This is a genomic window from Arsenophonus sp. ENCA (assembly GCF_002287155.1).
In the GTDB taxonomy this organism is placed as follows: domain Bacteria; phylum Pseudomonadota; class Gammaproteobacteria; order Enterobacterales; family Enterobacteriaceae; genus Arsenophonus; species Arsenophonus nilaparvatae.
Genome location: NZ_NHNG01000768.1, coordinates 1 through 4613 on the forward strand (window position 1 = coordinate 1; position 4613 = coordinate 4613).

Genomic DNA, 4613 nt, shown 5'->3' on the forward strand with positions numbered 1-4613 from the left:
AGGTAACCATCTGGGCAGATACCGGTTTTCAAGGTATAGATAAACAGCATCCTAATACACAAATCCCAAAAAAAGGAACTCGAAAAAGACCTTTATCGCCTGAACAAAAACAAGAAAATAAAATAATCTCGGGCATCCGTATTACAGTTGAACACGCCATCGCGGGTATCAAGCGCCTCGGTTGCATGACCCAAATTTTACGGAATCGTAGACCCTTTATTGATGATACCTTCTTACTCCTTAGCGCAGGTCTTTGGAATTTCCATCTCAGAACAGCGTAAAATTTACTTCAATCACCGAAACACCCTTATTTCACTATTAAGCAACACGCTTAATGTATCATCGGCAATTAGTACACAAGGGCTTTTTTTGTCTATAGAAGGTTCAACTAATCGCCATAGGTCTTTAGGGCGGAAACATCTACTTTTTAACCATCGGCTAACCGTGTCATGAGATAAAGGCGATGGGCTGACTTCTGATAACGCCAAACTAGAGTATCTTACACTGCTTACTTGCAAGAATATTTTATAGATATCTTTAATGCATGGATAACCGGACAAAATATGAACATCCTGATTTTTTCTTGTTTTTAAATTTATACTTCTTTTTTAGAGACTGCGAAACTCGTGGGTTAAAAAAGTGTTAGGTGATGTTATTGCAGCAGATGAGCGTATTCAGCATGATAAAGGTGTTACTATCCGTTTACATGAAATGGCACCTTCTTCTCTTAATTTTGTCGTACGTGTTTGGACAACTAACGCTGATGGATGGAATGTCTATTGGGACTTGATGGAAAATTTTAAAAAACAGTTAGATGCACATAATATTGGCATACCTTTTCCAAAAATGGATGTTCATTTATATCAAACCAAAAATAGCTAATTAATTATTTTGGTGTGGATTAGCTTTCACACCAATATTTTTATCGGTTAGTAAACTATCTCGCTATTTAAATTTGCATTAGTTAGCGTTGATTAAAATTATTCATTATGATTAACCTTCCCATTATGCTTTTTAATATTCTATTATGTTAAGAATAAACGATTATTGGCTAGCAAATAGTCTATCTAGAGTTGATTAATTATGTGCAGGAGGTCTCGTGAAGCTTAGTTCGATTATATTTTTAGCGATGATGTCAGTCAGTTCATTACCATTACTTGCTCAATCTAACTCCTTACCTAATGGGCCACATATCGTGACATCAGGTAATGCAACGATTAAAGCCACACCAGATATGGTCACTTTACTAATTAATGTTGCTGTAACTGAAAAAAATGCGGCCTCAGCTAAAACGGCGGTTGACGCACGTGTTAAGCAATATTTTGACTTTCTCAAGGATAAAGGGATAGAAAATAGCGATATCAATGCGGCAAATATCACGACTCAACCGAAATATGAATATGATAAAAGCGCCGAAAAATCTAAAATAGTCGGTTATACTGCAGAACGCTCAGTAGAAGTTAAACTATATAAACTAGATCAATTGAATACTTTATTGGATGGTGCGCTAGCAGCTGGTTTAAATGAAATTAATTCGGTGCAATTTGGTGTTAAGGATCCTAAACACTATCGTGATGAAGCTCGTAATAAAGCAATTGACAATGCTAAAGCGCAAGCAGAAGCGTTAGCAGCAGGATTTAATGTTAAATTAGGCAAAGTTTATAGTATTAATTATCGAGCACCTGATGCAACCCCTTATCCAATGCCAAGAATGAAGGCTATGAACCAAATGGTGGCTGCTGCTGCCAGTGATAGCAATCAAACTTACGAACAACAGAGTATTGATTTTACCGATCAAGTTGATGTTGTTTTTGAATTGAAACGTTAATTGTTATTTGCCACATTATCATTATCTGCTTGTTTTAATATCTGGCGTCCAGTTTTTACCAGGGCGTCAGTTACCTTTCTCATTGTCCTGCTTTCAGGCGAAAAGCGGTGCCAGTATAGCATTCTACGCTGACATAGTCCGGGCGTGAGGTCGACTAGTTCACCTGAATTTAATTCATCAATAATTTGTAAATGTGGGATCATACAACAGGTTGAGCCTTGCTTAGCAAGTTGAACAAATGCCTCTGATGAATTTACAATGTGGCAAGGAACACTACCTGGAGATAGGGTAAAATTCTGTTGCACAAAAGCTTGATGCATATCATCTAGATGATCAAAAGCGACAGCAGGTGCTTTTAACAGTGAGGCTTTTGTTACCCCGGTAGGGAAATAACGCTCAGCAAAAGTTGGTGAGGACACAAATAAATAATCCAGTGCACCCAGTTTATCTACCAGGCAGCCAGGTAAAGGCTCTGGTTGAATACTAATCGCGCCAACGACCTCTCCTCTACGTAGCAGCTCTTGAGTGCGGGTTTCATCTTCGACTTGAATATTAAGGCGAATAGGGCTGTCATGTAGTACTGGATTAAGAGCTGGCAGGAACCAGGTTGCTAAACTATCAGCATTGACTGCCACTGATAGTAACAACGGGGTTGTGCCATTACTTTCGTCACCAAGCCATTGCTCTTCTAGTAATTCCACTTGATGTAATAGCGCGAGTAGTTTTTGTCCTTGCTCAGTTGGTTGAGGAGGGATAGTCCTCACTAATAATGGTTGACCAAATAGGTTCTCAAGCTGCTTAATTCGTTGGGAAACGGCAGATTGAGTGATACATAACTTTTGCGCAGCGCGCTCAAAGCCGCGTTCACGGATCACAGTATCCAATGCTTGTAGTGCTCGATAGTCAGGGCGTTTAATCACGAAAAAATCTCTTTAAAATTCAATTCAGATGTTATTCTATATCTTACTATGCAATATTTTTCCAATCGATAGCCGGGGAAATTTCGTTATACTAATTAATTAGTAGGTTTTAGCAATAAAAAATAATAAGGCAACTAATTATGACACAGGATGAATTAAAAAAAATGGTCGGCTGGGCTGCTTTGGAATATATCAAACCAGATATGGTGGTTGGTGTTGGAACAGGCTCTACCGTTGCGCATTTTATTGATGGTTTAGCGACACAAAAGCATTTAATTAAAGGTGCAGTCTCAAGTTCGGTTGCTTCTACAGAAAAATTAACCGCGTTAGCCATTCCTATTCTTGATAGTAATGATGTGGATGGTGTGGATATTTATATTGATGGTACTGATGAATTTAATTCAGATCTAATGATGATCAAAGGAGGGGGCGCTGCTTTGACGCGTGAAAAAGTCATCGCTGCGATGGCTAAGCAATTTATTGCTATAGCTGATAAGTCTAAGCAAGTTGATATCTTAGGTAAATTTCCATTACCCGTTGAAGTGATTCCGATGGCGCGTGCTTATGTCGCTCGTCAATTGGTAAGGTTAGGAGGCATGCCAGAATATCGGCGAAATGTGGTTACTGATAATGGCAATGTCATTCTTGATGTTCACAATTTAGAGATCCTAGATCCGATAGAGCTTGAAAATAAAATTAATGCGATTGCCGGCGTAGTAACGGTAGGGTTATTTGCCAATCGCCCAGCAGATATTATTTTGCTGGCAACACCAGCTGGAATAAAAAAATTAACGGCTAAAAGCTAATTATTTGGTGGTTTTTAAAGTACTGATCGGCTATTAAGGTAGTACTTATTGCCTGGATTAAATTTATATTTTTTTACTCTCAAATTTAGTGAGTTATATCGTAATAATTGATTTAATATGATAAAAATCTTATTTTTGCCTTTTTAATTTCCTTTTTGTTCGCTATAGCGTTTTAGCTGAGATTTATTTCGTTGCTTGGGTAAATGATAGTATTGCTACTGGGAAAATTTTTGTTATGTTTGTATGACAGAATAGGTGATAGCCGTAATCTTAATGATAGGATGGGGTAAATGGTTAATGTATCTTTACAAAAACAGAAAATTAAATTTTTGCTTTTAGAGGGTGTGCATCAAAGTGCAATTAATAATCTGCGGGCAGCAGGCTATGACAATATTGAATATCATGAAGGTGCATTATCAACAGAAGAATTAATCGCACTGATCCCTGATGTCCACTTTATCGGTATTCGTTCTCGTACCTATCTTAGCGAACAGGTTTTAGCCGTGGCTGAAAAATTGATTGCAGTCGGTTGCTTTTGCATTGGCACCAATCAAGTTGATATTCAAGCTGCGGCTAAGCGGGGCATTCCAGTTTTTAATGCGCCATTTTCCAATACACGCTCTGTGGCAGAAATGGTACTTGGCGAATTACTATTGCTTTTACGTCGTATTCCAGAAGCGAGCATGAAAGCCCATCGTGGAATATGGAATAAACAAGCCAAAGGAAGCTATGAAGCACGAGGTAAAAAATTAGGTATCATTGGTTATGGTCATATTGATACTCAATTAGGTATCTTAGCTGAAAATATTGGAATGAATGTTTATTTCTATGATACACGAGTTTCGCACAAAACTAATTTGGGTACGCTAATAAAACACGGATGTGCTCAGCAATAGCATTTTTGATTACGTCCCAATTTTGTTGATAAAGGGTTATTTTTTCAGATATACGACGTTTATGTTGTTCAAACCACGCAGAAATAGCGAGAAAAATATGATTTCTTTGCGCTCGGCTCGTGCGAGCCTGACAGCGTTCAATACCACAATTTTGTTTAACTTC

General features: G+C 38.0%; 5 protein-coding genes and 3 pseudogenes. 5 read left to right on the top strand and 3 right to left on the bottom strand.

Going from position 1 to position 4613, the window contains the following annotated elements; translation table 11 throughout:
• A partial coding sequence (locus CBG25_RS19825; RefSeq protein ID WP_290603775.1) for a transposase family protein occupies positions 1 to 281 on the top strand: 281 nt, incomplete at its 5' end.
• A 12-nt stretch (positions 282 to 293) separates the two neighbouring features.
• On the opposite strand, the gene CBG25_RS19830 is transcribed toward CBG25_RS19825, so the two are convergent.
• Positions 294 to 560 carry a hypothetical protein gene (locus CBG25_RS19830; RefSeq protein ID WP_290608795.1) on the bottom strand — a complete coding sequence of 89 codons (267 nt, stop codon included), beginning with the start codon at positions 558 to 560 and terminating at the stop codon, positions 294 to 296.
• Positions 561 to 630: 70 nt separating this feature from the next.
• Here CBG25_RS19830 and CBG25_RS19835 point away from each other — a divergent pair.
• Together CBG25_RS19835 and CBG25_RS19840 are read left to right on the top strand one after the other, a co-directional pair.
• Positions 631 to 882, top strand: a pseudogene (locus tag CBG25_RS19835) (mechanosensitive ion channel protein MscS); the annotation flags it as partial.
• A gap of 217 nt (positions 883 to 1099) precedes the next feature.
• Positions 1100 to 1828 (top strand): oxidative stress defense protein, encoded by a 729-nt coding sequence (locus CBG25_RS19840; RefSeq protein WP_290608797.1) that lies wholly within the window; start codon positions 1100 to 1102, stop codon positions 1826 to 1828.
• On the opposite strand, the gene CBG25_RS19845 is transcribed toward CBG25_RS19840, so the two are convergent.
• A complete protein-coding gene (locus CBG25_RS19845; protein ID WP_290608801.1) occupies positions 1825 to 2745 on the bottom strand; it encodes a LysR family transcriptional regulator ArgP in 921 nt (306 codons plus the stop codon). The two genes, CBG25_RS19840 and CBG25_RS19845, sit on opposite strands and share 4 nt — an antisense overlap.
• 143 nt (positions 2746 to 2888) lie before the next feature.
• On the opposite strand from CBG25_RS19845, the gene rpiA reads away from it, so the two are divergent.
• Together rpiA and CBG25_RS19855 are read left to right on the top strand one after the other, a co-directional pair.
• On the top strand, positions 2889 to 3554 hold the full coding sequence (rpiA, locus tag CBG25_RS19850) for a ribose-5-phosphate isomerase RpiA (protein WP_290608799.1): 666 nt from the start codon (positions 2889 to 2891) through the stop codon (positions 3552 to 3554).
• Positions 3555 to 3844: 290 nt separating this feature from the next.
• Positions 3845 to 4432, top strand: a pseudogene (locus CBG25_RS19855) (NAD(P)-dependent oxidoreductase); the annotation flags it as partial.
• On the opposite strand, the pseudogene CBG25_RS19860 reads toward CBG25_RS19855, so the two are convergent.
• Positions 4407 to 4613: pseudogene (locus CBG25_RS19860) on the bottom strand (hypothetical protein); the annotation flags it as partial. The pseudogenes CBG25_RS19855 and CBG25_RS19860 sit on opposite strands and share 26 nt — an antisense overlap.